28 protein-coding genes and 1 tRNA gene are annotated in these 26172 nt (G+C 38.8%); 20 read left to right on the top strand and 9 right to left on the bottom strand.

Annotated elements, in window-relative coordinates; all coding sequences use genetic code 11:
• The first annotated feature begins 190 nt into the window (after positions 1–190).
• The 16 genes from pyrH to yaaA all read left to right on the top strand — a co-directional run bounded on the left by pyrH (position 191) and on the right by yaaA (position 15466).
• Positions 191–901, top strand: a complete 711-nt coding sequence (gene pyrH, locus AABJ51_RS17770; RefSeq protein WP_338373659.1) for a UMP kinase — start codon at positions 191–193, stop codon at positions 899–901.
• A 62-nt stretch (positions 902–963) separates the two neighbouring features.
• On the top strand, positions 964–1524 hold the full coding sequence (gene frr / locus AABJ51_RS17765) for a ribosome recycling factor (protein WP_134437183.1): 561 nt from the start codon (positions 964–966) through the stop codon (positions 1522–1524).
• A gap of 210 nt (positions 1525–1734) precedes the next feature.
• Positions 1735–2661 (top strand): ribosome small subunit-dependent GTPase A, encoded by a 927-nt coding sequence (rsgA, locus tag AABJ51_RS17760; RefSeq protein ID WP_026625539.1) that lies wholly within the window; start codon positions 1735–1737, stop codon positions 2659–2661.
• Entirely contained in the window at positions 2642–3049 is a 408-nt protein-coding gene (locus AABJ51_RS17755) for a ribosomal maturation YjgA family protein (protein ID WP_338373657.1), read from the top strand. The genes rsgA and AABJ51_RS17755 overlap by 20 nt, the downstream gene beginning before the upstream one ends.
• A gap of 90 nt (positions 3050–3139) precedes the next feature.
• Positions 3140–3532 carry a hypothetical protein gene (locus tag AABJ51_RS17750; protein WP_026625541.1) on the top strand — a complete coding sequence of 131 codons (393 nt, stop codon included), beginning with the start codon at positions 3140–3142 and terminating at the stop codon, positions 3530–3532.
• Positions 3533–3671: 139 nt separating this feature from the next.
• The gene (gene cls, locus AABJ51_RS17745) at positions 3672–5105 is read left to right on the top strand and encodes a cardiolipin synthase (RefSeq protein ID WP_338373656.1); all 1434 of its coding nucleotides are present in this window, start codon (positions 3672–3674) and stop codon (positions 5103–5105) included.
• Position 5106: 1 nt separating this feature from the next.
• Positions 5107–6405 (top strand): bifunctional folylpolyglutamate synthase/dihydrofolate synthase, encoded by a 1299-nt coding sequence (locus AABJ51_RS17740; RefSeq protein WP_338373654.1) that lies wholly within the window; start codon positions 5107–5109, stop codon positions 6403–6405.
• A gap of 83 nt (positions 6406–6488) precedes the next feature.
• The gene (locus AABJ51_RS17735) at positions 6489–7523 is read left to right on the top strand and encodes an outer membrane beta-barrel protein (RefSeq protein WP_338373653.1); all 1035 of its coding nucleotides are present in this window, start codon (positions 6489–6491) and stop codon (positions 7521–7523) included.
• A gap of 161 nt (positions 7524–7684) precedes the next feature.
• Positions 7685–8716, top strand: a complete 1032-nt coding sequence (pstS, locus tag AABJ51_RS17730) for a phosphate ABC transporter substrate-binding protein PstS (RefSeq protein WP_338373651.1) — start codon at positions 7685–7687, stop codon at positions 8714–8716.
• A gap of 23 nt (positions 8717–8739) precedes the next feature.
• The gene (pstC, locus tag AABJ51_RS17725; RefSeq protein ID WP_026625546.1) at positions 8740–9588 is read left to right on the top strand and encodes a phosphate ABC transporter permease subunit PstC; all 849 of its coding nucleotides are present in this window, start codon (positions 8740–8742) and stop codon (positions 9586–9588) included.
• Positions 9585–10463 (top strand): phosphate ABC transporter permease PstA, encoded by an 879-nt coding sequence (gene pstA, locus AABJ51_RS17720; RefSeq protein WP_026625547.1) that lies wholly within the window; start codon positions 9585–9587, stop codon positions 10461–10463. The genes pstC and pstA overlap by 4 nt, the downstream gene beginning before the upstream one ends.
• Positions 10448–11233 carry a phosphate ABC transporter ATP-binding protein PstB gene (gene pstB / locus AABJ51_RS17715; RefSeq protein ID WP_026625548.1) on the top strand — a complete coding sequence of 262 codons (786 nt, stop codon included), beginning with the start codon at positions 10448–10450 and terminating at the stop codon, positions 11231–11233. Before pstA ends, pstB begins: the two co-directional genes overlap by 16 nt.
• A 286-nt stretch (positions 11234–11519) precedes the next feature.
• Positions 11520–12200: a phosphate signaling complex protein PhoU gene (phoU, locus tag AABJ51_RS17710; protein ID WP_026625549.1), complete on the top strand. Its 681-nt coding sequence runs from the start codon at positions 11520–11522 to the stop codon at positions 12198–12200.
• Positions 12184–12882, top strand: a complete 699-nt coding sequence (gene phoB / locus AABJ51_RS17705; protein WP_026625550.1) for a two-component system response regulator PhoB — start codon at positions 12184–12186, stop codon at positions 12880–12882. Before phoU ends, phoB begins: the two co-directional genes overlap by 17 nt.
• 39 nt (positions 12883–12921) lie before the next feature.
• Positions 12922–14649: a sensor histidine kinase gene (gene phoR, locus AABJ51_RS17700; protein WP_338373648.1), complete on the top strand. Its 1728-nt coding sequence runs from the start codon at positions 12922–12924 to the stop codon at positions 14647–14649.
• Between the two features lie 55 nt (positions 14650–14704).
• Positions 14705–15466, top strand: a complete 762-nt coding sequence (yaaA, locus tag AABJ51_RS17695) for a peroxide stress protein YaaA (RefSeq protein WP_338373647.1) — start codon at positions 14705–14707, stop codon at positions 15464–15466.
• Positions 15467–15469: 3 nt separating this feature from the next.
• Here yaaA and AABJ51_RS17690 read toward each other — a convergent pair whose 3' ends face one another.
• Together AABJ51_RS17690 and AABJ51_RS17685 are read right to left on the bottom strand one after the other, a co-directional pair.
• Entirely contained in the window at positions 15470–15916 is a 447-nt protein-coding gene (locus AABJ51_RS17690) for a nucleoside deaminase (protein ID WP_026625553.1), read from the bottom strand.
• Positions 15913–16128, bottom strand: a complete 216-nt coding sequence (locus tag AABJ51_RS17685; protein ID WP_134437177.1) for a hypothetical protein — start codon at positions 16126–16128, stop codon at positions 15913–15915. Before AABJ51_RS17685 ends, AABJ51_RS17690 begins: the two co-directional genes overlap by 4 nt.
• Before the next feature lie 101 nt (positions 16129–16229).
• On the opposite strand from AABJ51_RS17685, the gene AABJ51_RS17680 reads away from it, so the two are divergent.
• The 3 genes from AABJ51_RS17680 to AABJ51_RS17670 all read left to right on the top strand — a co-directional run bounded on the left by AABJ51_RS17680 (position 16230) and on the right by AABJ51_RS17670 (position 18172).
• Positions 16230–17444: a DUF763 domain-containing protein gene (locus AABJ51_RS17680; RefSeq protein WP_338373645.1), complete on the top strand. Its 1215-nt coding sequence runs from the start codon at positions 16230–16232 to the stop codon at positions 17442–17444.
• An 86-nt stretch (positions 17445–17530) separates the two neighbouring features.
• Positions 17531–17606, top strand: a tRNA-His gene (locus AABJ51_RS17675).
• A 92-nt stretch (positions 17607–17698) separates the two neighbouring features.
• On the top strand, positions 17699–18172 hold the full coding sequence (locus tag AABJ51_RS17670; RefSeq protein ID WP_338373643.1) for a hypothetical protein: 474 nt from the start codon (positions 17699–17701) through the stop codon (positions 18170–18172).
• Between the two features lie 75 nt (positions 18173–18247).
• On the opposite strand, the gene holA is transcribed toward AABJ51_RS17670, so the two are convergent.
• The gene (holA, locus tag AABJ51_RS17665; RefSeq protein WP_338373642.1) at positions 18248–19252 is read right to left on the bottom strand and encodes a DNA polymerase III subunit delta; all 1005 of its coding nucleotides are present in this window, start codon (positions 19250–19252) and stop codon (positions 18248–18250) included.
• Between the two features lie 40 nt (positions 19253–19292).
• Positions 19293–20072, bottom strand: coding sequence for an AMP nucleosidase (locus AABJ51_RS17660; protein WP_026625559.1), 780 nt, complete (start codon positions 20070–20072; stop codon positions 19293–19295).
• A 185-nt stretch (positions 20073–20257) separates the two neighbouring features.
• On the opposite strand from AABJ51_RS17660, the gene AABJ51_RS17655 reads away from it, so the two are divergent.
• A complete protein-coding gene (locus AABJ51_RS17655; RefSeq protein WP_026625560.1) occupies positions 20258–20710 on the top strand; it encodes a type I restriction enzyme HsdR N-terminal domain-containing protein in 453 nt (150 codons plus the stop codon).
• A gap of 3 nt (positions 20711–20713) precedes the next feature.
• Here the strand turns inward: AABJ51_RS17655 and AABJ51_RS17650 are convergent, their stop codons facing one another.
• The 5 genes from AABJ51_RS17650 to AABJ51_RS17630 all read right to left on the bottom strand — a co-directional run bounded on the left by AABJ51_RS17650 (position 20714) and on the right by AABJ51_RS17630 (position 26083).
• Entirely contained in the window at positions 20714–21841 is a 1128-nt protein-coding gene (locus tag AABJ51_RS17650; RefSeq protein ID WP_338373641.1) for a metallophosphoesterase, read from the bottom strand.
• On the bottom strand, positions 21838–22962 hold the full coding sequence (locus AABJ51_RS17645; protein ID WP_026625562.1) for a metallophosphoesterase: 1125 nt from the start codon (positions 22960–22962) through the stop codon (positions 21838–21840). Before AABJ51_RS17645 ends, AABJ51_RS17650 begins: the two co-directional genes overlap by 4 nt.
• Positions 22963–23500: 538 nt before the next feature.
• Complete coding sequence (locus AABJ51_RS17640) at positions 23501–24178, bottom strand: zinc metallopeptidase (protein ID WP_338373639.1); 678 nt, start codon at positions 24176–24178, stop codon at positions 23501–23503.
• A 121-nt stretch (positions 24179–24299) separates the two neighbouring features.
• Complete coding sequence (locus AABJ51_RS17635; RefSeq protein WP_338373637.1) at positions 24300–25577, bottom strand: adenylosuccinate synthase; 1278 nt, start codon at positions 25575–25577, stop codon at positions 24300–24302.
• Positions 25577–26083: a Fur family transcriptional regulator gene (locus tag AABJ51_RS17630; protein ID WP_338373636.1), complete on the bottom strand. Its 507-nt coding sequence runs from the start codon at positions 26081–26083 to the stop codon at positions 25577–25579. Before AABJ51_RS17630 ends, AABJ51_RS17635 begins: the two co-directional genes overlap by 1 nt.
• Between the last annotated feature and the right edge of the window lie 89 nt (positions 26084–26172).

The following is a 26172-nucleotide window of genomic DNA, read 5'->3' as shown; positions in this document are numbered from 1 at the left end:
ATCCGGTTATTTGACTGATTGTCATAAACACTTATCAACAAACCATTAAATTCTTATTGTATGATAATATACAAATACCTTGCCTTGATTTTTATTGTCATACAAATTTTATTAGTTTTGCATCAGTAATTTCTATTTTTAAGGTCGCAGGCCGAAAATATTTTCTGTTACTTATTTATATATCTGATTAATGGCACAGTACAAAAGGGTTTTACTTAAACTTAGCGGAGAGTCTTTGATGGGTGATAAGCAGCACGGTATCGACGAAAAACGTCTTAACGAGTATGCGGCACAGATCAAACAGATAGTCGATTTAGGAGTTCAGGTGAGTATTGTTATCGGAGGAGGAAATATCTTCCGTGGATTAAGCGGTGCTTCTAAAGGATACGACAGGGTCAAAGGCGACCAGATGGGAATGCTTGCAACTGTTATAAACAGTTTAGGTCTAAGTTCGGCTCTGGTGGCCATCGGACAAAAAGCCAGAGTGCTTACAGCGATCCGGATGGAACCTATCGGCGAATTTTACTCAAAATGGAAAGCAATAGAAGCAATGGAAAACGGAGAAGTAGCGATTATATCCTGCGGAACCGGTAATCCGTTCTTCACTACAGATACAGGCTCGGCACTCCGGGGTATAGAAATAGAAGCGGATGCAATGCTGAAAGGCACACGGGTTGACGGTGTTTACACGGCCGATCCCGAAAAAGATCCGACTGCAACTAAATACGACCGGATTTCGTACGACGAAGTATATAACAAAGGTTTGAAAGTAATGGATCTGACAGCAACTACCATGTGCAAGGAAAACAATCTCCCGATTGTTGTTTTTGATATGGATACTGTAGGAAACCTTGTTAAGGTTATAAAAGGCGAAAACATAGGAACTTATGTTCATGCCTAAGGTTATATACCTATTTTAAGGATAGTAATAAACATTATTTTATTGTAAATTTTTTACAACAAATGGCAGATATAAAAGAGTTAGAACAAAAAGCGGAAGCAAAAATGTTAAGTTCAGTTGAATTCCTTGAAGAATCACTGGCTCATATCCGCGCGGGAAAAGCAAATCCGAGAATATTGGACGGTATCAAAATTGATTATTACGGAAGCATTACTCCTCTGACAGGTGTAGCTTCGGTAAACACTCCTGATGCACGTACTATTATAATCCAGCCTTGGGAAAAAAATATGTTGAGAGAAATCGAAACAGCAATCATTAATTCTGATTTGGGACTAAATCCCGATAACAACGGAGAACTTATACGTTTGTCTATTCCTCCGCTGACCGAAGAACGCCGTAAGCTTCTGGTTAAACAATCGAAACAAGAAGCCGAAGATGCAAAGATTAGTGTACGGAATGCCCGCCGTGATGTAATTGACGCTGTAAAAAAATCGGTGAAAGATGGAACTCCCGAAGACGTGGCTAAAGACGCAGAAGCATCTATCCAGAAAATCCATGACAAATACATCAAAATGATTGATGACTTATTTGCTGCAAAAGAAAAAGAAATACTTACAGTATAAAGGTCTCAGGACTTTTTATATTGTAACAAAACCATAAACAGAGTGAAGGGCTTAGAGGAGACCTCTTGGTTCTTTGCTCTGTTTTCTTCTATTAAGTAAATGAAAGTATTTAGATATATATTTTCAATAAAATAACAAGCTTGGGGCATTATACTTGCCAAAGCACTAAATAGGTCTGTGACCTTAAAAAAAAACAATGATAATATACAGATGACAGGTCTGGTTATAAAAAACACAGGAAGCTGGTATCTTGTCCGCTCCGAGGAAGGAAAAGATATAGAATGTAAACTGAAAGGCAATTTCCGCCTCAAAGAGATCAAGAGTACAAATCCTATTTCGGTTGGCGATAAAGTATCTTTTCTTGCCAATGAAGACGGGACAGGGCTCATTACGGAAATTTTTGACCGCAAGAATTATATCATTCGCAGGTCATCAAATTTATCCAAGCATTCGCATATCATCGGGGCAAACCTCGATTTATGTTTCCTTATCGTAACAGTAACCAAACCTATTACATCAACTGTATTCATAGATCGTTTTCTGGCATCTGCGGAAGCTTATCGGGTTCCTGTCAACCTGCTGTTCAACAAGGTGGATTTATACGACGAAGACGAAACCGAATACATGAATGCCCTCATAGATCTATACAGCTACATCGGCTATCCATGCCATAAAATATCTGCACTGAACAATATAGGATTAGATGAACTGAAAAGCAATCTGAAAGATAAGATCACATTATTTTCAGGGCATTCGGGCGTAGGAAAATCAACACTGATCAATGCTCTGGTTCCTGAATCGAAGCTTAAAACCGGAGCCATATCCGACTATCACGGTAAGGGAATGCACACAACTACATTTTCCGAAATGATGGAACTGGCTCAAGGAGGATTTATCATAGATACTCCCGGAATAAAAGGATTCGGTACGGTAGATATGGTTCCCGAAGAAATCGGACACTATTTCCCTGAAATATTCAAATTTTCGCACGACTGCCGATTCAATAACTGCATACATATCAACGAGCCCGGATGTGCAGTACGTGAAGCTGTGGAAAATCATTACATCAGCGAAAGCAGGTACAAATCGTACCTAAATATACTTGAAGACGAAACAAATGGCAAATACAGAAAATAACACTCTTTTCAAATTCAGATTTCATCTAACATCCTTTTTAATTTTTTTACTTATATTTGCTATAGAAGTAATTATTGCCATCTTTATAAAAGACAATATCATCCGCCCCTATGGTGGAGATATATTAGTGGTAATCATGATTTATTATTTCGCAAAGGCATTTATTTACACCAATCCTCTTTATATCGGTATCGGCACTCTGTTATTTGCTTATGCCATAGAAATAGGACAATATTTTAATCTGGTCGAAATATTGCATTTGCAAGACAACAAAATAATGCGGATAGTCATTGGCTCATCTTTCAGTTGGGGAGATATGATATGCTATACAGTCGGAATATTTATTTGTTTGTTTATTGATCGGAAAAGGATTAATCTTATGAAATAAGTGTCGATCCCTTAACTTCCCTAAGGGGGACTTTAAAGCAGGGATAGTTCCCTTTAGGGGATAGGTTTTATTAATCATCACTTAATTAGAATGATTCAGCAACGCAAAAAAGATTATTTAATAAAGTTGATTGAAGAGTTTTTCGCAAAACTTCAACAACTTAAACAGGCTCAGGAAGGAGAGAACCCTACTGAGGAAAAAGAAATAATCAATGATTGTATGGCCTTTTTTCAATCAAACTTCAACACAACACAATCTGATACGGCCAGTGAACTAACAGACAAAATAAAAGATCCTGACCTATTGGAACAATACGCCAAACTTCTTTTAAACAAGTACAATATTTCCGATATTAAATACATATACCAACTGCACGTTGCCCTCGACATTGTTACATATATAGAAGCTAGCGACAACACATACTCTTGGGATAGAAATATATTGAGGGAAGATTTACTGAGATTACTCGATCAGCAGGGTTAAGACATCAGACCTGTTTACTGCCTTGGCAAGTATAATAACCTGAGTCTGTTATAACTTAATATATATTTAAATACTTTCATTTACTTAATTATTTACTACTGCATTGAATGAATTTTTATTAAAAATCGATTTAAAGCCTTTGTTAGAAGTATTTTCGGCTAACAATTTCATTCTTGTATTCCAGCTACTGTATATTTTTACGGCACTGGGGGTGGTGATCGTGGTAATTTCGGAAAACCGTAATCCATTGAAAACAATATCATGGGTATTGGTACTTCTTCTTTTACCCTTAGTCGGACTTATTTTCTATTACTTTTTCGGGGAAGATCACAGAAAACAACGGCTTATATCACGAAAGATGCATAAAAAGCTGAATAGAAAGACCCTGGAGCGTATCGAATTGAAAGAAACTCTAAATACTCCGGTTGAATACAAAGGATTAATAAACCTTCTCAATAAATTAAACGACTGTCCGCTTTACGGAGGAAGTAATATCACTTTCTACAGCGACGGGGCGACTAAATTCGATTCACTTTTCACCGAAATAAAAAAAGCAACCAAGCACATACACATTCAATATTATATATTTATGGACGATGAGATCGGTCATAAATTAAAAAATCTCCTGATAGAAAAGGTACAAGAAGGGGTAGAGGTAAGAGTACTGTATGATGCGATGGGGGCATGGAAAGCCAAGAAAACATTTTATAAAGAAATGGCTGCTGCCGGAATACAGGTTACACCTTTCCTTAAAGTCGCATTCCCGATACTTACCAGCCGTGTTAATTACCGCAATCACCGGAAAGTTGTTATTATAGACGGAGAGATAGGTTTTATGGGTGGGATGAATGTCGCAGACCGCTATATCAAAGGAAATGGTACTGGAATATGGAGAGACAGCCACTTCAAGCTCGAGGGCAAAGCCGTTCACGGGCTCCAAATATCTTTTGTGATAGACTGGTATGCTTCTCAAAACGAATTTCTGGTATCAAATAAGTATTTCCCGCTGCTAGAAACCAAGGGAGACAATCTGATGCAGATTGCGACAAGCGGACCTACCGGAGAGTTTAAAGAAATACATCAGGGGATGTTTCAGGCAATAACCAATGCCAAAGAGTATGTTTATATACAAACTCCGTATCTTATTCCAACAGATGCTTTGATGCTGGCATTGCAAACCGCAGCCATGTCGGGTGTTGATGTACGAATAATGATTCCCGAGAAGTCCGACACGACTTTTGTACAGATAGCATCAATGTCATTCATCAAAGATTTTCTGGAGTCGAAGGTCAAGATATATTTCTTCACCGAAGGATTTTTACATTCTAAACTGATGGTCATAGATGACTCCCTCACTATCACGGGATCAGCGAATATGGATGTACGGAGTTTTGAGCATAATTTTGAAATTGATGCCTTTATATATAATAGAGATACAACGCTGACTGCTAAAGATATTTTTCTGAAAGATATGCAGTCTTCGGTACCAATCGATTTAGAGACATGGAATAAGAGACCCCGCTATAAACGATTTGCGGAATCGTTTCTACGGTTATTTACACCTTTGTTATAAAATGAACTACCAGGAAACCGTACAATATCTGTACAACCAATTGCCTGTTTACCAAAACATAGGAGGCAGCGCATACAAAGAAGGGCTGGACAACAGCCTTGCATTAGATAAATATTTCGACCACCCACATAGCCGATATAAAACCATACACGTAGCCGGTACTAACGGAAAGGGTTCCACGTCTCACTTATTAGCAGCAATATTGCAGCAGTCGGGTTATAAAGTCGGCTTGTACACGTCTCCTCATCTGGTCGATTTCAGAGAACGGATCAGAGTAAACGGTCAAAAAATATCGGAACAATATGTTATTGATTTCGTAGCAAAACATAAGGATAGTTACGAAAGCATCCATCCTTCATTTTTCGAACTGACAATGATGATGGCTTTTTGCTATTTTGCCAATCAGGAGATAGATATAGCAGTTATCGAAGTAGGGCTAGGAGGAAGGCTGGACAGCACGAATATTATTACGCCGATAGTATCTGTTATCACTAACATTAGTCTCGACCATACCCAGTTTCTGGGTGATACGTTACCTAAAATAGCATATGAAAAAGCAGGAATCATAAAGCCTCACGTACCGGTAGTGATAGGTGAAGCGGAAGGCGAAGTTCGGAAAGTATTTCAGGATAAGGCAGACTCGGAAGATGCACCTATTATTTTTGCGGAAGACCAGCATCTTATTCATGCTGCAGATAAGCTAGACAACGGCTCGTGGCTGTTCCAAACAGATGCTTTCCCTAATCTGAAAGGAGAACTGGGAGGATTACCCCAGATAAAGAATGCGGCAACGGTTTTGTGTACCGTAGATGTTCTCCGCAAGCAAGGTATACACACAACCATACAGTCCGTATACTCCGGATTCGGCATGGTAAACGAACTCACCGGACTGATGGGTAGATGGCAGATCGTAAAACAAGCAAACCCGAAAATTATCTGTGATACCGGACACAACGTCGGAGGCATTAAATATGTGGCTGAACAACTTTCATCAGAACCCTCTGATCATCTGAGAATAGTCATCGGTATGGTAAGCGACAAAGATATCAGCCATGTTCTCGACCTTCTGCCCAAATCTGCTATCTATTATTTTACAAGAGCTAATATTGCGCGTGCCATGGGAGAAACGGAATTAGCGAAACTAGGCGAAAATCACGGACTGTCGGGTAAAACTTTTCATACTGTCAAAGAAGCTGTAGAAACTGCTATTGCGGATTCTTCAGAAAAAGATGTCCTATTTATCGGCGGCAGTAATTTTGTTGTAGCAGAGGCCCTTGAAGTATTACCGACTCAATTTTAATGTTAACTGTTTCGTAACACCAAAGTAGCTTAAAAGAGATTATATTGTTGTTTCTTTGCAATAAATCAAATATTATTGAATAAATGCGAAGACTTAATTTATTTCTGGTTGCTGTAATGCTGCTGGCATTCGCAACTCAAAGTTTTTCACAAGAAAAAGACACCACTACTTTTAAACCATCAGGGCGTATTATAGCCCGCAGTTTCTTTGATTACAGCAAAGGATTCGGTTCGGTCAATAACGAATCAGGATTCGATATCACCCGTGCATTTCTAGGATACAGTTATCAGATCACCCCTACCCTTCAGGCTCAGGTTATAATAGATGGAGCATCAGGAAAAAACGATAAAGGAAGTTACGAAGTTTATCTCCGTAATGCCTTTATCCGTTGGCAGGACAAAGGCTTCGATATCAGTGTCGGGGAAATAGGTCTCCTTCAATTCAGCATGCAGGAAAACTACTGGAAACACCGGTATGTTCTGAAATCATTTCAAGACCTGAATAAAATGGCTCCCAGTGTCGATCTGGGTGTAACTGCACAATACAAATTCAACGACTTTCTCTCCGCCGATATCAGCCTGACAAATGGCGAAGGTTACAAGAAAATAGAACAAAACAATAGTACCCGATATGCGGCAGGCCTAAGCATAAAACCCCTCAAAAATACGATATTCCGGATATATGCAGACATCTATAATGACGGAGAAGATATGCGAGACGCATTACCCTCAAATGTTACAGAAGGCAAGTATTCTGATCAGAAATCAATAGCTCTTTTCGCAGGATACCAAAATTCTGTTATTTCAGCAGGAGCAGAGTACAACAGGGTCTTCAACAAAGGCTTTATACAAGACAAGGACTATTACGGATACTCGCTGTACGCATCCGGAAAGATTGCCGACAAGTGGAGATTATACGGCCGTTACGATCTTATGGATTCAAAGACTCCTGAGAACTTCACATCGCCATGGAACAGTCTAGACGGGCAATTAATGATTATCGGAGTTGAATACCAACCGGTAAAACAACTGAAAATTTCTCCGAACTTCAGAAACATCAATCCCGATAGGAACAAGTCGGAACAATATCTATTTGTAAGCGTGGAATTTAATTTATAAGAACTATTCTTAACGAAAACGTAACTAAATCGTCGTTAACTTGTTATATTTCTACAATAACATTGCATCAGAAAAAAGCATGAGACTTTTTTATTACTCTGATTACATAAAACAGACAAAATAGATCATTAAATATTGTTATCAAGTTAGAAACAAAAATTATGAAAAACTTATTATTTATAGCAATAGCAGCAGTAATAGCTCTTACAAGCTGTAATTCGTCTCCAAAACTTTCAGGAGCCGGAGCAACTTTCCCTGCACCGTATTACAATCTGGTGTTCAAAAAATTTACCGAAACATCGGGTAGCAATATTACTTACGGAGCTGTAGGCAGCGGAGGTGGAATAAGAAGCCTTAAAGACAAGACAGTTGATTTCGGAGCAACAGATGTATTCTTATCCGACAAAGAATTGCAGGAAATGGGGTCAGATGTATTGCATATCCCTACAGCATTGGGTGCAGTAGTTGTATCTTATAACTTGCCCGAGATTAAAGATCTGAAACTTAACTCAGCTCTTATCTCTAAAATATACAGAGGCGAGATCACAAACTGGAACGATGAACAAATCAAAGCTCTGAATCCGGGACTGAACTTACCTAATCAGGCTATCACTCCCGTTTACCGTTCGGATGGCAGCGGCACAACATCGGTATTCTCTGAATACATGTCTAAAACTGATTCTCTGTGGAATAAAGATCTGGGCACAGGAAAATCGATCAAATTTAAATTTGGTGTTGCAGCAAAAGGTAATCCCGGCGTTGCAGGCATCGTTAAAGAAACAGTAGGCTCTATCGGCTACATCGGTTCTGAATATGCTTTAGCACTGAATATACCTTCTGCACTATTGCAAAACAGTTCAGGTAACTTTGTTGCGGCAAACGACAAGAGTATATCGGCTTCTGCAGAAACTGAAATTCCTGATGACACCCGTCTGATCATAACAAACTCAAACAATCCCGAAGCTTATCCGATCAGCACATTTACATGGATCATCGTGTATAAAGAGCAAAACTATAACAAACGTACTGTAGAACAAGCTAAAACACTAGCATCACTACTTCAATTCATTATCAGCAAAGATGGTCAGGATCTGGCAATAAAAACACATTATGCCCCGCTATCTGCTAAAGCTGTAGAAAAAACAGACGCGATAATCAAGTCAATGACTTTTGACGGACAACCCATTAAATAAGTTTGTCAAGCAAAATTGTTGAAATGAAAGACAAAATTTTTAAAGCCATACTATTTACAGCATCCAGCCTGATACTCTTGTTGACGGCGGGTGTTGTTTATGCTTTGGTTTCACAAAGTATCAATACATTCTCGGCATTTGGGTTCTTTAACTTTATAACCTCCACCCATTGGGATTCGGTTAATAATGATTTCGGAGCATTGCCTTTCATTACAGGAACTCTCATAACGTCACTTCTTGCATTGTTCTTTTGTATACCTTTTTCTCTGTCCATCGCATTGTTCAACGGCGAATATTTCAAAGGCAGCAGGGTTGCATCAGTTGTTAGTGCCATTGTAGATCTACTTGCCGGAATACCATCTATCGTATACGGATTGTGGGGATTTTATGTACTACGTCCTATTATGATAGATATGGGAGTCAGTGCACAGGGATTCGGTGTATTATTGGCATCAATAATACTGGCGATAATGATAATCCCTTACGCTTCATCATTAAGTACGGAGTTTATATCGATGGTTCCGAATGAATTAAAAGAGGCTGCTTATAGCCTGGGAGCAACCAAGCTCGAAGTAATCCGCACTGTTAATATTCCGGTATCCATTTCGGGAATTACGGCAGCTTATGTTCTTGCATTAGGACGTGCACTGGGTGAGACAATGGCGGTAACGATGCTTATCGGTAATACAAACAATATACCAATGGCTCTGGGAGATACAGGCAACACTATGGCCAGTATCATTGCGAACCAATTTGGGGAGGCCGATGGGCTGAAACTTAGTTCTCTGATGGCTATCGGGTTATTACTGTTCTTAATCACAGCCAGTATAAACTTTGTAGCTAAGTATATAATGAAACTTGTAAACAAATGAAAAAGACAATCTTTTCATCATCAAAATACAGGCAATACAAAAGCAAGCTATTCTTTTACACAGTTTGCGGGCTGAGCGGTATTACTATGATACCTTTGTTCCTCATCATTTGGGAATTACTGAAAAGAGGATACAAACAATTCAACATCAGCTTATTTACGGAAGTATCCCCCACTTCGATGGATGCAATGCTTGCGAAGATAAGCAATGATCCTATTCCGGGCGGTATTCTTAACGGAATAACAGGCACACTGCTTATATTAGCTATTTCTATTATATTGGCTATACCTGTCGGAATCTGCACTGGCATATATCTAGCCGAAAATCCAAAAGGGACATTCAGTAAACTTATACGGAGTCTGTCTGACTTATTGCAGGGCATTCCGTCAATAGTAATCGGTATAATCGTTTATGCCTGGGTTGTAAAGCCGATGTACAGCTATTCGGCTCTGGCAGGAGGTATTTCTCTCGCGATAATGATGCTTCCGATGATTATCCGCTCAACAGAAGAAAGCCTTAAGATGCTGCCTACATCATTAAAAGAAGCAGGACTTGCATTAGGCGGCTCATACAGTTCAGTTATTATCAGAATATTATTACCTTCGGCTTTCAGCGGATTATTTACAGGATCACTGCTTGCCATATCCCGTGTAATGGGAGAAACAGCTCCCCTGTTGGTAACAGTATTGGGTGCTTCGGTTGTAAACTGGAACATAACCCAACCGACGAGTGCTATATCGCTGCTGATCTGGGAATTTTACAACGATCCCAATCTGGCTCCGTTAGTCTGGACATCGTCACTATTATTGCTCTTCTTGGTTTTGAGCATCAATATATTAGCAAAACGCATTTCAAAAAGATGGAAAATACAGTAAATACGAATAACGACAAATATATCCTCGAACTGAAAAATGTATCAGTCTCTTATACGCCCGAAAAAAAAGCGGTAGAAGATGTCTGTGCCAATATCCGAGAAAATACCGTAACCGCTATCATGGGACCCTCAGGTTGCGGAAAGAGTACCTTGTTGCGGGCCATCAATCGGATGCACGACTTATATCCTGAAATCAAAACAACAGGAGAAATACTACTCAAAGGAGAAGATATTTTCAAAATGAACCCGATGAAAGTCCGCCGTCTGGCAGGAATGGTGTTTCAACGCCCCAATCCATTTCCGACGATGAGTATTTTCGACAATGTGCTGGCCGGTTATAAACTGAATAATATAAAGTTAAGTAAGTCTGAAAAAGACGAAGTTGTTGAAAACAGCTTGCGAAGCGTGGCTCTTTGGGACGAAGTAAAGGACTCAATCTCTAAGAAGGGTACTTTCTTATCGGGAGGTCAGCAACAAAGGCTTTGCATAGCACGTGCAATAGCACTGAAACCCGAAGTACTTCTGATGGATGAGCCGACATCAGCACTTGATCCAATCTCGACAAACCGTATCGAAGACCTGATTCTGGAACTGAAGGAGCATTATACAATTGTAATAGTAACTCACAATATGTCTCAGGCTGCTCGTATATCAGACAATTCGATGTTTATGTATCTTGGGCATTTGGTTGAATATGATACAACCAAACAGATGTTTACCAAACCTAAGGATAAACGCACGGAGGATTATCTGACCGGGGTATTCGGATAAAAGAGATCTCTGAAAATTTATCTATACAAAAAGGTTCTGAAGAAATCAGATCATACAAAAACAGAGAAAAAGGAAACATACGAAAAAGTAATAATTTATATGTAACTTTTGTTACCTTTTTGACAAAATGACCCAAAACCCTAAAGGGGCTTTTCGAAGACAATGAAAATCCCCTTCAGGGGACAGAGGGATAAAAAGAAACAACCCAGAAAAGACAAATGCAGAGTTACTTTTGTAACCTTTTAGTATTAAAATACTGTAAAACAGACTCTAAAAAAAAGACGATATGACCACAAATATGAAGTCGAAACAACTCAAGGTATTGCTTAATGATTTTGAGCTGCTTTCGCAAACAGTATTACTGCAATTACAACTATCCGCCAAGTTGATGCTGGACAGAGGAATCGAGTCATTAGAAGAAGAAGCTGAATCCAATGAACTGATTATAGATCGTGTGGAAATTAAAATCAGGGAAGAGGTTGTATACTCTATATTTCAGTTTACACCAAAAGCAGCCGATCTGAGACGTATTGTCACTTATCAGGATATCACCACCAACCTCGAACGTGTGGGAGATATGCTTCTCAATATTATACACTACTCAAGAGAAACAAACCTCAACCTTGCCGAATTTACAGAAGAACGAAAACAGCTAAGCAAGATGTTTCAGTATGTAGATGAGATGTTACGCAATGCGATTATCTCATTTACAAATGAAGATACAGCTCTTGCTTATGAAGTTATAAAAGAAGATGACAAAGTGGATAAACTTTTTCACGATGTAAGCCGTTCTACTCAGACATCATTTTCGGGAAGAAGCCTGACCGAAGACGAGGTGCGAAATATTATCAATATAAACTCTATTGCCCACAATCTCGAAAGAATCGGAGATAGTGCGACTAATATTTGCGAATCAACCATTTACCTTACAGAAGGAAGGGATATAAGACATGGAAACAAAGACTAAAGAAATATCAATCCTCATAGTGGATGACGAAATAGATATCCGGGAAATACTCCAGTTTAATCTTGAAAACGAAGGATATCAGATCGATCTGGCAGATTCGGCAGAAGAAGCAATGAAGAAGCTTCGCCCCGATCATCAGCTTATCCTGCTTGATGTAATGATGGGGGGGGTATCAGGATTCAAAATGGCTGACCAATTGCGTAAAACAGGAAATGAAATTCCGATTATCTTTCTTACAGCCAGAGATACAGAAAATGATATGCTTACGGGTTTTTCCATCGGTGGAGACGATTATATAGCCAAGCCATTTTCGATTAAAGAAGTCATAGCACGTGTCAAATCGGTGTTGAAACGCAGCGAACTAAAGCATATTGCCGCAGCCGAAGACGGACTATCATTCGGCAGTCTGAAAATAGATATGAAATTAAAAACCGTTACGATAGACGGACAGCTTATCGACCTTACAAAAACCGAATTCAACATATTGGTATTATTGGCTAAGAATACCGAAAAGACATTCTCCCGTTCTGAGATTCTATCAAAAGCATGGGATGGAGACGGAGTTGTTCTCGACCGGACAGTAGATGTACATATAGCCCGGTTAAGAAAGAAAATAGGAAAATACGGCGAAAATATAGTAAACCGTACAGGTTACGGTTATAACTTCAATGCAAATATTTAAGGTTATATACCTATTGATTATTTTAATAACAGTTACTTAATGAAACTAACATATAAGCAAAGGCTGTTCGGATTTATATTTATCATATTTGCTGTATTCTCGGTATGTATTATCGTATCCGAGCAACGGGAAGAACGCAAATATCGTACTGAGGCTCTCGAATCTCAGCTTGATGGCTATGTAGAAGTTATTCATCAATATATCGGGCAGAACCACCTTGTAGCGAACGATACGATTGCAATATCTCCGCTTATAAAGATACTGCCTTCTGATCTGCGCGTAACTCTTATAGATGCCGAAGGCAAAGTCTTTTATGAAAAAGACACTCACGATCTGAAAAGCCTGAACAACCACCTCGACAGGCCAGAGATAATGAAAGCTCTTTATCAGGATTACGGATCAAATATCCGCATGTCTGCATCGCTAAATCACGAATACCTTTATTATGCGAAGTTCTTCAACAATTATTTTATCCGTGTTGCCTTGCCATATGACGTACAGGTGCAAAACATCCTGAAACCTGATAACTTCTTTATATATATAGTTCTGACACTATTCGTTTTAGTATTTATTCTGTTAAACCTGGTTGCCGGCCGTTTCAACAAATCTATCAATAAACTGAGAAACATCATTTCCCGTTTAAGAAACGACCAACCTCTACCGGCAAATATCAACTTTCCGGATGACGAGTTAGGAGAAATGGGAAAAGAACTAGTGGATATTTTCAACTTCAGGGAAGAGAGTAAGCAGGCTGTTGAACTGGAAAGGGAAAAACTTATCCAGCATTTTCAGTATTCCGAAACAGGCTTATGTATCTTTACTCCTAAAAGAGAAAAAATATATGCTAATTCTCATTTTCTGCAAAATCTGAACCAGATAGTAGACAGACCGATATTCGATATCGACAATATATTTGAAGATAAGGCACTGCATCCTATCGAAGACTTTTTTGCAGCACGGCATACAGGAGAGAATCATTTTGCTTTTCAGATCGAAAGAAATGGCAAGACATTCAATCTGCAGGTAATCATATTCGATGACAAGAGTTTTGAAGTCACCATCCGTGACATAACCAAAGTAGAGAAAAACCGCTTGTTAAAGCAGGAAATGACCAACAATATAGCTCACGAACTGCGTACTCCGGTAACAAGTTTACGGGGATTTCTTGAAACTCTTACAGATCAGAAACTACCCCCAGAGCGTCAGGAACAATTCATCCAACGGGCTTATCTTCAATCTATACGTTTATCAAACCTGATTGATGACATCAGCCTGCTGAGTAAGATAGAAGAGGCATCCGATAAATTCATCATGGAGAAAATCAATCTTGTACAGGTTATAAACGAAGTCCGCATTGACCTCACAGACAGATTAAGCAATAACAACATAACGCTATTTATAGATGTAAAACCGGATATAACAATACACGGAAACGAAACCCTGTTGTATTCGATATTCCGCAATCTGATGGATAACTCCATCAATTACGGAGGAAAAGACATTGAGATACATATCAAAGATTATATGCAGGATAACAAGTATGTATATCTTTCTTATTACGACACCGGAAAAAGTGTTGAAGAACAACATCTAGCCCGGCTTTTCGAACGTTTTTATCGTGTAAATGAAGGACGTACCCGCGAAACCGGAGGTTCGGGATTGGGTTTATCTATCGTAAAAAATGCTGTTCTGCTGCATAAAGGAGAAATACATGCCCGCAAGTTCTCGAAAGGAGGATTGGAGTTCTTATTCACATTGGCAAAGTAAAAAAATCTGTTACTTTTATTACCTTTGTCACGTTTAACAATTGCATATATATAGAATGATAATAACCCTTTCTCCGGCTAAGGTGCTCGATTTTTCGCCAAAAGTTTCGACGACGGAATATTCCGAACCGACCTTCATCTCCGAAGCAATGGAATTGAATGATATACTGAAAGATCTTCAGGTTACCGAAATCGGTCATTTAATGAAGATCAACCCGAAACAAGCTTTGGAAGTATATCAGTATATACATTCTTTCGATATGGATATTTCTCCCCGGAAGCAGGCGGCAGCGGCCTATAACGGAATTGCTTATGCGGGACTCAATTCTGCGACTTTTGATGATAATGATTGGAAATTTGCTCAACAGCATCTTGTTATTCTGTCGGGATTATATGGAGCCTTACGGCCTTCGGATATGATAATGCCATATCGTTTGGAAATGCAGACCAAACTGGCAAATAGTAAAGGGAAAGATTTATATGATTACTGGAAACAGGATATTTCAGCATACTTTAACCAAAGGCTGAATGAAGACAATAAGGTATGGCTCAACCTGTCATCGAATGAGTACAGCAAAGTCATAGATAAAAAGCAACTTCCGAAAGACCTCAAGATAATTACTCCTGTATTTAAGGAACAAACATCACAAGGCATCAAACAGGTTACTGTATATGCTAAAAAAGCTCGGGGGATGATGGCTCGTTATGCTATTCAAAAGCAAATCGAGAATCCGGAAGAAATAAAATTGTTCGATAGTGAAGGATATACATTCGCTGCTTTCTTATCTACTGACAGCGAATGGGTGTTTATACGATAAACATCAACGCTTACCTTTGAAGAAGTCCTGCATCAACTGTGCACATTCCTGTTCCATGATTCCGCCTATGATTTGGGTCTTGGGGTGTAAGGCTTTAGGAGCAATGCCTGTATATCCTCTCTTTGCATCGGGAGCACCATAGACAATCTTCGGTATTTGTGACCAGCCTAATGCTCCGGCACACATAGGACAGGGTTCTACGGTTACATAAAGAATACAGTCTGTCAAGTATTTTCCACCTAAGACATTGGCTGCAGCGGTAATAGCCTGCATTTCGGCATGAGCCGTTACATCGTTTAATGTTTCGGTCAGATTGTGTGCCCGTGCTATAATACGATTCTGGCATACCACAACAGCTCCGATAGGTACTTCGTCCCGATCAAAAGCTTGTCTGGCCTCATTCAAGGCCTGGCGCATAAAGTATTCATCACCTAGTACCTGATTAATCATCGGCGCATTTCATTTTCTCCAAAGAGTGTAGGATAGTCCATTTCCAGATTCTTCAAGATATGGGTCATTATAGTCTCTCTCAGCCAACGAGATTTATTGGATATCTTGTATTTCTTCATATACTGGCACATCAAGCTATACTCTTCGTCGCTTAACGAAAAATTAGCCTGCTTAGAGCGAATAACTGCAGATGTCTTCTGTTTCGGTTTCATTCACTTACAAAAGTAAACTGCTTTAGGCTAAAATAAAAGGATTTCGATAAATATTAATGAAATACCCAATCTGTACAAGCTAAATAATATACCTTAGCAATATGAAAAGAGGACATGCCGATCTGCCATTACACTATGGAACAGTTCCACCGTGGCTTGCTCAACGCATGATGCAGTTGGGTGGTGCTATCGTAGAATCCATCATTATGGAATATGGACGAACGGCTTTACTGCAAAGGATGAGTGACCCTTTCTGGTTCCAGTCGTTAGGCTGTGTGCTGGGTATGGATTGGCATTCATCGGGCATTACAACCTCTGTGATGAATGCCCTAAAGAAGGCAATCAATAAACGATCCCATGACTTAGGTATTTATGTCTGCGGAGGGCGTGGTAATGCTTCACGGCAAACACCTGATGAATTACTGAATATCGCTGACAGAACCGGGCTAAATGGGAATGAACTGGTAAAAGCGAGCCGATTATCAGCCAAAGTCGATAATACCGCCATACAGGATGGATTTCAGCTATATCTGCATTCATTCATAGTGACCAAAGAAGGAGAATGGGCAGTTGTTCAGCAAGGGATGAATCAAAACGAACGCATGGCTCGCCGGTATCATTGGATGTCTGCTGCCGTGAAATCATTTACAGAAGAACCTCATACTTCTATATACGGAAAGAATCAAGGTCTGATATTAAACCTGACTGATAAAAATGCCCAACCTCTAAAAAGAGGGATTCTTGATCTTACCAGAGAAAATCCGGATAAACTGATTAAGGAGATCTCACTGATAATGCCACGCCAACACGAAGTAAAGGCAAAGGATGTCAATCTAAAACGATTAGGCGCAACTCTGGCTCTGGCTCATAATACAGACATAACCGATATTGAATCATTACTGCTCTTGCAAGGTATCGGCCCCCGCACTATTCAGTCATTGACATTGGTTAGTGAAGTTATACATGGTACCCCCTCCCGATTTAGCGATCCGGCTCGTTTCAGTTTCGCTCACGGAGGAAAAGACGGACATCCGTTTCCGGTTCCTACCTCTGTTTATGATGAAACAATTGAAATCTTCGATAGATCCATACATCTGGCTAAGCTAGGAGACAAGGAGAAATCCGAGGTATTACGCAATCTGTCTAAAGTATCATTGCAAATGGAAAGAGGATTTACTCCTAATGATAACTTTGACAAAATCATTCAGAAAGAGAGAGATGAATCATATTTATATGGTGGACGTACTGTTTCCGGCGAAGCTAAAAAGCCGGATAAGCCTAAAGGAGGTATTCAATTAAACCTATTCGATTGGTAATATTTTCTTTTATCCATGCGATTTTTTCAGCAAAAGGTCTTGCATCGAATAATAAAATAACTATCTTTGCACCGCAATAGCAAGATGGTGATCGTAGCTCAGTTGGTTAGAGCGTCGGATTGTGGTTCCGAAGGTCGCGGGTTCGAGCCCCGTCTTTCACCCCTGATAGGAAGCATTTAAGAATAAATCTTAAATGCTTTTCTTTTTTCATCTTTTTTACATACGTTTGTGAAATAACACTAATGAAACCAAATATGAAGAAAAAACTATCTACAATAGGTAAAATTATTATTTTATTGTTATCGGCAACGACCTTATTCAGCGCATGTGGAGAGGATAAATATTATCCGGTGGAAAATGAGGTATTATACGATTTAGCTTTTCACAACATAAAGAAGGCTGATTGGAAATGGAATGATCAAAGAGGCAGATATGAAGTAGTATTCGATGTACCTAGCCTAACCAAAGAGATATACAACAATGGAATTATAAATGCAAGTGTGTTTATTACGGAATCCGGAGGCTATGAAGTACAAACGAACCTGCCGTATATCGAAACATGGCTGGAGAATGGAGAAACATATACAGAAACATTGAAATATGACATATCCTTTAATGACAAAACCATAGCTTATTATCTACAGTCTTCGGATCTAGGAAGAGATGATTACTATCTGCCAGACTATCAAATTAAATTATCATATATCTATTATCCGAAAGGATATTAACTCGGCACAATAAATAAAGAGAGGTCTAATATTATATAATATTAGACCTCTCTTTATTTTGATATACGACCTTTCTCAATGCATTATCTTAAACAATAATTCCTTCAGCAATTCTCCATCAGGAGCCGATGGATTACCTACACCTTTACACTTCGCATCATATGTACGCAGCAAAGACATAACCTCCATAGATTTAAAAGCATTATAACTCTTCAAAGCCAAGACATAATCTTTAGCCTGATATGAATTACGAAAACCCAATTCTGCAGCTATGCCATTCTCCGATTTATCTTTAGCCCAATAGCAAACCATCAGATTACTGAAAAAATTGAATAACACAACCAAAGTTACAATCAACGGATTATTCTTCGGATTCTTTTCAAAGTAGTCCGCTATACGATTCGCTTTCAAGATGTCTTTTTCAACTACAGCCTTCAACAATTCATAGTTATTGAAGTCTTTACTAATACCTATATTACGTTCTATCAAGTCTGCCGTAATACGCTTGTCGGACTGTCCCATAGAAAGGAGCAGTTTATCCACTTCATTGACGACCTTACTTAAGTCATTACCCAGATAATCAGCCAGCATCTGAGCCGACTTGGTATCGATCCCCAAACCTTTGGATGTAACAAAAGAAGTAATGAAAGCCGACATCTTATAATCGGGTATCTTCTTCGACTCGAAGACAGCACCTCGTTTTTCGACTTCAGCATATAGCTTCTTCCGTTTATCCAGAGTACCTCCTTTATAATTGAGAACCAGAATAGTGCTGGGCAAAGGGTTCTTAACATATACTTCCAGATCCTCAATCTTTTTCAGTCCCTGAGCCTCTTTCACTACAATAAGCTGATGATCCGACATCATCGGAAAACTCCGGGACAAGGTCACGACAGAAGCAACATCCGTATCAACACCATACAATATCGTTTGATTAAAGTCCCTTTCGGTTTCGGGAATAACTGTTTCCAGAAGATGGTTGGTTATATCATCTATATAATAAGGCTCATCCCCCATCAACAGATAAACAGGATGAAACTTACGAGCTGATATATCTTTCTTTATTTGCTCAAATGACATGGATAGTAGTATTGGCTATATACTTTAAAGGTTATTGTTTTCAGAAATCTTCAAAACGTAAGTGTTTCACTGTCGAACCGTTGTTAATCAAGGTAGTCAATGCTTTGATTCCAATCATAACATGTTCGGTTACAAAATTCTGAGTCACTACTGTATCGCTCTTTTCAGTCTTCACTCCATCTGAAATCATCGGCTGATCCGAAACCAGCAACAAAGCTCCCGTTGGTATCTGATTGGCAAATCCGCAGGTAAATAAAGTTGCGGTTTCCATATCGACAGCCATCGCACGTATGGAACGAAGATATTCTTTGAACTTATCATCGTGTTCCCAAACCCTGCGATTGGTGGTATAAACTGTACCTGTCCAATAGTCCTTATTAAAGTCACGGATATTTGACGAAAGTGAACGCAACAGGTTGAAAGCAGGCAAAGATGGAACTTCCGGCGGAAAGTAATCATTAGATGTACCTTCTCCTCTTATCGCTGCGATAGGCAAGATATAATCACCCAATTGGTTATGCTTCTTAATACCACCGCATTTCCCTAAAAACAATACCGCTTTAGGCTCAATGGCACTCAATAAGTCCATTATAGTAGCTGCATTAGCACTACCCATTCCGAAGTTGATAATAGTAATACCATTTGCCGAAGCATTTGGCATATTACCATCCAAACCAAGAATAGGAACTTTGAAGTGCTCAGCGAAAATTTCTACATACTTCGAAAAGTTGGTCAGTAGGATGTGCTTTGTAAATTGTTCCAGTGGACGTTTGGTATATCTGGGCAACCAATTATCCACAATTTCTTGTTTTGTCTTCATAATAAATCTATTTTTGTTTCGAGGTTTCCGACCTCTCTTATTGTTGCAAAATACTTGTAGGTTTAGTCGACAACTATAATCTACTGAACAACAACAAACTCTATTTGTTCTCTGTTATACTTTGCCGGAAGAAGTAAGATTCCGATAGCACAGCATATAAAAAATTAATCGACAAAGATAGCAAAATGTTAGCACTTAATCTTCCCGAATACAATCCAAAAATCAAAAAAACGGACAAAATATGTATCTGGGATCAAATACGAAAGAAGTATGTCGCACTCACTCCGGAAGAATGGGTTCGGCAACATTTTGTCAACTATCTGATTACCGATAAAGGATACCCCCCTTCATTAATAGCGAATGAAATACAAATAACCCTGAATAACCGTATCAAAAGATGCGACTCTGTCGTGTACGATAATACTCCGTCACCATTGGTTATAGTTGAGTATAAAGCTCCGGATGTACCTATAACTCAGCAGGTATTTGATCAGATTGCCCGCTATAATATTGTACTGAAAGTACGTTATCTGATTGTATCGAATGGCTTAGAACATTACTGCTGCCGGATAGACTACGACTCTCTATCGTATCAGTATCTGCCTGAAATCCCCAATTATCACGTATTAGAAAAGTAATCCTTATTTCTGAAATTTCAGATTCAGAACCACAATCTCAGAAATAGTACCGATACGATACTGCGGACCGGCAAGTCCCAATCCCGAGGTCACATACACATGGGTGTTGTCTTTCTTTTTATAGCCATGACCAACCTCATAGATCAAGTTTATAAGTATGTTATAAGGGAATAACTGTCCGTTGTGGGTATGCCCGTAAACAGCAACATCAGCTTTTTCGTTGGATTCTTCTGATAAATCTTTCGGCTCGTGATTCATCACAATAACAGGGTACGACTTATCTGTATTTGACATTACTTCTGATAACTTCTTTCGGTTTGGAGCATGGTCATCTTCCCTTCCTACCACATAAAATTTATCGTCTATTTTTACAGTCTTATCCCGAAGCAATGTCATTCCGGTCTGCTCTCCCAGCCATTTGATTTTTTCTTCGGCATTCAATCGGTATTCATGATTTCCTGTAGAAACATATACACCGTAAGGAGCCTTCAACCGTCTAAACTCTTCTTCCATATGCTGCTCTTGCAAAGGAGCCAGATCATAGTCTATAATATCACCGACCAGAAGTATAATATCGGGCTTTTGTTCCATAATTCGGTCTACGTACATATTCAGGATCTTCTTATCAATCAGGTATCCGGTATGCACATCAGCAACCATTACAACCCGCAGGCTATCCAGATCTCCGGCTTTCTTATCTACCTGCAAAGTATATTCATTTATTATAGGATGATAAAACCGATAGTTGCCATAGCACATTGCGGATACAACCACTACAAGAGACAGCATAAAGTATGAACGTCTGAGAGAAAGCCTCTCCATCTGCCATTGTTTTATTTTACGGTTCCATCTCCCCAGCCATTTTACCCCGTCAAAGATAAGCAGCAGTGCTGTCAGATAGCCGATCAGCACCATCCACGATGTCCCGATCAGTAATATGGGTTTAAGTAGTTCGTGCGGCAGGTTTACATTACCTATAAGCCCTATCAGGTATATAAGTAGTTCCACTATAAAAAATGCCGTGTAAGGCATCCGATAAGATTTTTTGGGAGGCAACAACTGCCGTCCACGGATGTACACATATACATTCAGCACAAGATGTACTACCAGCGCATTAAAGAATACTTTCATTTATCTTTTCCTTTAAGTGTTATCACCACATATTCGGACTGTGTTCCGATTCTGAATTTACCACCCCAGATACCAATACCTGAACTCACATAAATATTAGTACCGCCTTTTTTCAAAGATCCGTAAGAGTCTTCATAGATTGCATCCGTTATCAGTGATATTGGCCAAACCTGCCCTCTGTGAGTATGACCGGAAAATTGAAAATCAACCCCGTTCTGCTCAGCTTCTTCGAGATTATAGGGCTGATGATCCAATAAGAACACAGGCTTTGTTTTGTCGACACCTGTCATTAGCTGATCCAGATTTTTTCGATGGGGATTTGTTTTATCATCACGTCCTACGATATAAAACAGGCTATCTATCAAAACTGTTTTATCACGTAACAATTTAATATTTGCATCAGCCATAAAACGGGTCGAATTATCAACCCCTGCCATATAATCATGATTTCCCATGATAGCATAAACTCCGTAGCGGGATTTTATCGCCCGTAAATCTTCGGCTAGATTTTCATCCAGAACAGGTCTTATACTATTATCGACTAAATCACCCGCTATAAGAACGACATCCGGTTCTTCCCTGTTGATAAGCTTCACCCAATTCTGTAACTCTTTCTTCCCGATACTGTATCCCAAATGAAGATCACTTACAGCAACTATTTTTAATGAGTCATTCGCAGGAATATTCTTTTCTATAGACAGAGGAATATCGACTCTCTCCTTTATTCTGTATTTAAGATATCCGCAAAACATCAGCAATCCGATAAAACCAACCATAAGCGCAAAACTCAGCCAGTTGTCCTGTGTATAATGGCTCAATGTGTTTTTGGGAATCAAACGTGTTGCCCGGATTAAATCCATCAATAGATTAAATATGAGAAAATAAAGAAAGATAAATATCCATGATGTACCGATTTTATACAATACTGAAGTAAGAGATATTGGCAAATGTTCTCCTGCCGCAAACGTCAAAATAAGAGATCCAATCAGAATAACGGCCAGAACTATTAAACAAATACGGGCAATATTACTGGTAGGTATAATTGTCCATGTACGATAAAAGACATAATAGTTTCCTCCTAAAAACAGTAGCAATATAAATACAAAGAAAAGTATACGCATATAATAAATTATAATGAGTTGTTGTTATTTAAAGCCTCGGATCTCTATATTGATTCAGGAAGCATAACAACCACAAAAGTTATCATTCCGAAATATGTAAAAAAAACCTGCGGCAACTCGATTAGAAAAAGGTGACAAAAGTTACACCGAAATTGTTTTTCCAGGGTTGTTTCTTTTTATCCCTCTGTCCCATGAAGAAGATTTCATCGTCTCCGAAAATCCCCTTCAGAGGCTTGTGTTATTTACTGAAAAGGTTACAAAAGTTACAGTAAAACTGTATATTTTTTATTGTTTCCTTTTCTCCTGTAATCTAATTCAAATAATATCAATAGCCGGCAAAAGTTAAAAGAACGTTTTCTTAACTATAGAGTCTTATTCTCTAAAGAATATTTTACAATATAGATAAAATCAATGCAAAATTTCAGGTCTTATCTTATAGATAAAATAATATACAAATAAAGGATTCACATTATTATGGAAAAAAAGAGTAACGGAATGTTACTCTTTTTACATGATATGAAAAAGGTCTCAGACCTTATTATCTTCTGTTTAATGCTATAAAGATATAATAGATAAGTGTTGCCAATGAACCTAAAGCAGCTACAACATAAGTATAAGCAGCCCATTTCAAAGCATCTTTAGCTTTATCCTTATTACCTTCGCGCACAATACCTGCTGTGTCTAACCAAGCCAAAGCCCTGCTGCTGGCATCAATTTCGACCGGTAATGTTACAAAACTAAATACAGTAGTTAAAGCAAACAATGCAATACCAATCCAGATAAGAGCAGGAAAAACATTAATAGTAAAAATACCTGCCAACAATATCCACATCACCCATTTAGAAGCAAAACTAACGGCAGGCACCAAAGCCGACCTCATTGTTAAAGGGCCGTATGCCTTGGCGTGCTGTACAGCGTGCCCACATTCATGAGCGGCAACTGCAGCAGCAGCGACACTGTTACTATGATAAACACCTTCGCTCAGATTCACAGTTTTATTTGCCGGATTATAATGATCGGTCAACATTCCTGATGTTGAAATTATCTGAACATCATATATTCCATTATCGTGTAACATTTTCAAAGCCACATCACGTCCTGTAAGCCCGCTATCTAAAGGGACTTTCGAATATTTCTTGAATTTACTTTGCAATACAGCCGAAATACCCCAGCTTAGTAAAGCAATTAAACCAAATAGAATCCAACCTATATACATCTTTTTATCTCTTTAATTAATAATCTCTTTAACCTTATAAATTATATATCAAAAGGTATGCCAAAGATATACATATTAAATGTTTGTAAATTTGAGAATTACTTAAAAATATCTAAACGGCTCATCCAAACAAATCAGCGCGCATAACAGTCTGTTCACGATCCGGTCCTAAGGATATAATGGTAATGCCGACCCCTAGTTCCTTTTCGAGAAATTCGACGTATTCATTAAACTCATTTGGAAATTCTTCCTCACTTTGCATCTTAGACATATCGAGTTTCCACCCTTTAAATTCCTTATATATTGGTGTAAGATCGTCATTTATTTCGAAGGGGAATTCCTTAGTTTCATTTCCATTTATACGATATGCAACACAAGCTTTTATTGTATCAAATGAATCGAGAACATCACTTTTCATCATAATCAATTGAGTTACGCCGTTAATCATAATAGCGTATCTGAGCGCAACCAAATCAATCCAACCGCAACGTCTGGGACGTCCGGTTACAGATCCGAACTCGAATCCCAACTCGCGCAGCTTATCTCCTGTCGAGTCAAATAGTTCGGTCGGGAAAGGACCACTGCCTACACGGGTACAATATGCTTTAAAAATACCGTACACTTCACCGATTCGTTTTGGAGCAATTCCCAAACCGATACATGCACCCGAAGACACTGTATTCGATGAAGTGACAAATGGATATGATCCAAAGTCAATATCGAGCATAGTTCCCTGAGCTCCTTCTGCAAGAATACTTTTTTCCTCGGATAAAGCTTTATTTAAATAGTATTCACTGTCAACAAAAGTGAATTCTTTTAATTTTTCAACACCTTCGAACCATTCTTTTTCGATCTGGAATAACGATGTACAATTAAAGCGGTATTGTTTCAATATTTCAAGATGTCTTGCTTTCACTTCCTGATATTTAGCATCGAATCCATGCAGTAAGTCTCCGACTCTCAATCCGCCACGGCCTACTTTTTCGGTATATGTAGGGCCTATTCCTTTTCCGGTTGTGCCGATTTTAGATTCACCTTTAGCCGATTCGTAGCAAGCATCAAGTAAACGATGGGTTGGAAGTATTAAATGTGCTTTTTTCGATATCAGTAGCCGTTTTGTGAGATCGTGACCTGTTTTTTCCAGAGCTTCAACTTCCCCTTTAAACAAGGCCGGATCAAGCACAACTCCGTTACCTATAATATTGACTTTATCTCCTTGAAAAATCCCCGAAGGAATAGATCTCAGCACAAATTTTTCTCCTTCAAATTCTAGTGTATGTCCGGCATTAGGACCTCCCTGAAATCTTGCAATAACCTCGTATCCCGGAGTCAAAACATCAACTATTTTTCCTTTTCCTTCGTCTCCCCATTGCAACCCCAGCAACACATCTGCTTTCATTATTTTTTATCGGTATTTATTTGGTTTTTATTCGGTTTGTTCTTCGTCTCAGCCTGCTGCTTTTCTTTCAGGCACTTGGCACATGTTCCGTATATATACATACTGTAATAACTCACTTTGAATTTCTGCACCTTCTTCTGCTGAGCTTGAGTAAACAGATTACCGTTTTTATACTCTTTCACTTTTCCGCAGGAAGTGCAAATCAAATGATCGTGATTTTCATTGCCTATCGCTCTTTCATATTGAGAAATATTCTCTCCGAACTGATGTTTTATCAATAAACCGCAATCAAGCAGCAACTCTATCGTATTATATAAAGTTGCACGACTTACCCTAAAATTGCAGGAATTCATTGACTGAAAAAGAGATTCCACATTAAAATGACCTTTTGTCGAAGAGATATGATCAAGTATAGCAAAACGTTCGGGTGTTTTACGATGTTTGTTTATACTAAGGTACTCAGTAAATTTAGACTTTACTTGTTCTTTTATTTTGTTCGCATCCATCTCTTAAAGTCAATATTAGCAAATATACGCTTTTTTGAGGAAAGAACAATTATTATATATCGCAGCCAAATAAAAAACGCAGAAATAAA

The organism is Indolivaga capnocytophagoides, from assembly GCF_036511535.1.
GTDB classification, from domain to species: Bacteria; Bacteroidota; Bacteroidia; order Bacteroidales; family Dysgonomonadaceae; genus Dysgonomonas_A; species Dysgonomonas_A capnocytophagoides.
The sequence above is the reverse complement of the archived record's forward strand: the minus strand, read 5'-3'. Positions and strand labels throughout refer to the sequence as shown.